Genomic DNA, 2,029 nt, shown 5'->3' on the forward strand with positions numbered 1-2,029 from the left:
GGGTGGCGATAACGGCATTACTGCGCGTCACGCGGGTCTTGGTTTGGTTTCGATTGTGTCTGAGGGTTCAGTTGCTGGTGAGTCTGGTGCTGGCATAGCTGTTTCTGCGGTTGGTGGTGATGTTTTGGTTGACATTTCTGGTGCTGTTTCTGGCGGTGATGGTGTTGCGATTTCCGTTGATGGAGAGGGCGATACATCCGATGTTGCGCCTGGGGAGGATAGTGCGTCTGGTTTTGCAACACTCGCGCTTCGCGAAGGCTGGAGTTTGTCGGGTCGTGCGGAGTCCTCTTTAGGGTCATCGGATGTCTTGCTGCTCACGGGTAGTGCAGACAGCAGCCTTGATCTTGCAACGATCGGGTCGGGTGCGAACGGTATTTTTGGTTTTGAACATCTTGAGAAGGACGATGTGAGTACATGGGCGCTGACGGGTACTCAGACACAGGGTGCTTTTCAATCTGTGAATGTGTCTTCTGGCCGACTTGAGCTGAATGATGCGACCCTCTTGCTTGCTTCGGAGGCCCCGGCTTTGCAGGTTGCTTCGGAGGCTGTGTTTGGGGTCTCAGGGCAATCTGTTTTGGGCAGTAGTCTGCATAATGCGGGTGTAGTGGACTTGGCGAATGGAGCTTCCGGTGACACCCTGACGGTGGCGGGTGATTATGAAAGCGTGGATGGTGTTGTTGCAGTGGATGTTGATTTTGCGGCAAGCAGTGCGGACCAGCTGGTAGTGCTTGGGGATGTGACAGGCACAAGCACGCTGGATTTGAACCTGCTCTCGCCTGGGATGGCGGATGGGGGAAGTGCAATTACACTTGTGGCGGTTGAGGGTACGGCACAGGCCGACGCGTTTGTGCTTGCAGGCGGAGAACCGGTAAGCGCGGGGGTGTTTGCTTATGATTTACTGTACAGCGGTGAAGCGTTTGCATTGAATGCAATTGGCATTTCTTCGACGGGTCTTGCCTATCAGTCGGCACCGGGGGGCTTGCTTGACAGCTTTGCGCGCCCGGAATCCTTGATTGCACGGCTTGGGGGCCGGGAATGGGCCAGCGGTGACGCAACCGGGGGGTGGCTCCGACTATCTGGTGGGCGCACGGATGTTGAGGTCGGAGGAGGAAGGTCTCCTTATAGCTCCGACGCCAATAGCCAGTTTTTCCAGGCCGGTGTAGATTTCCCCACTGTGGTTTCCGGAGGGCGCCTTGTTTACGGTGCCTATGCTGAATACGGGCAGGCTGAAGTGAATGCGACAAATGCGTTCGGATCTTCCAATGTTGATGCAGATGGCTATGGGCTTGGCTTGACACTGACATGGTATGGAGACGGGGGCACATATGTGGATGCGACAGGGGAGCTTGGTCAGATTGAAGGTGATTTCAGGTCTTCGGCTTTTGGCTCTCTGATTGACAATCATACGATGGAGTATGCTCAGGCGAGTATTGAAGTTGGGCACCGTATTGCGCTGGAAGGTGGGGGAGCTTTTGTGCCACAGGCGCAGCTTTCATGGGCAGGACTTGATGGAGGGTCTTTTACGGATACGGAAGGCACAGCTGTAGATTTTGGAACCAATGAGAGCCTGATTGGACGGCTTGGACTTGCCTATGAGTTCGCACCCACCGCCCCAGAGGCCCCGGCGACAACCTCCTATGTGATTGCAAATATCGTGCATAACTTCTCCCCGGACACGAGCGTGTCTGTGGGCGCTGCTGAACTTGCGGGCGGCTTTGATGGCTCTCTCATTGAGCTTGGAGGTGGCTTTGATGCCAAGATCGGAGGAACCGGCACCCTGTATGCAAATGGCACCTATCGCACGTCATTTGGAGGAAGTACCGGAACGTCAACCTCAGGGTTCAATCTTTCCGCAGGCATCGCATTCAACTTCTGAAGCGAGCGTATGCAATGGAACCTGGCTAAAACAAAGCACATGGGCCAGTCCACGTTTAGCAACGTGATATGCACAGGCTTACCAGGTGTGACGCCACACTGATAACCATATCATGGTACCAAATAGGTGAATACCGAATAGAATATGGGCAGG

The 2,029-nt window shown here is 54.7% G+C and carries 1 protein-coding gene; it reads left to right on the forward strand.

Annotated elements, in window-relative coordinates:
* A partial coding sequence (locus ACR0DT_RS24945) for an autotransporter outer membrane beta-barrel domain-containing protein (protein ID WP_480713331.1) occupies positions 1-1,876 on the forward strand: 1,876 nt, incomplete at its 5' end.
* Between the last annotated feature and the right edge of the window lie 153 nt (positions 1,877-2,029).

This window comes from Ruegeria sp. BI11, from assembly GCF_056538005.1.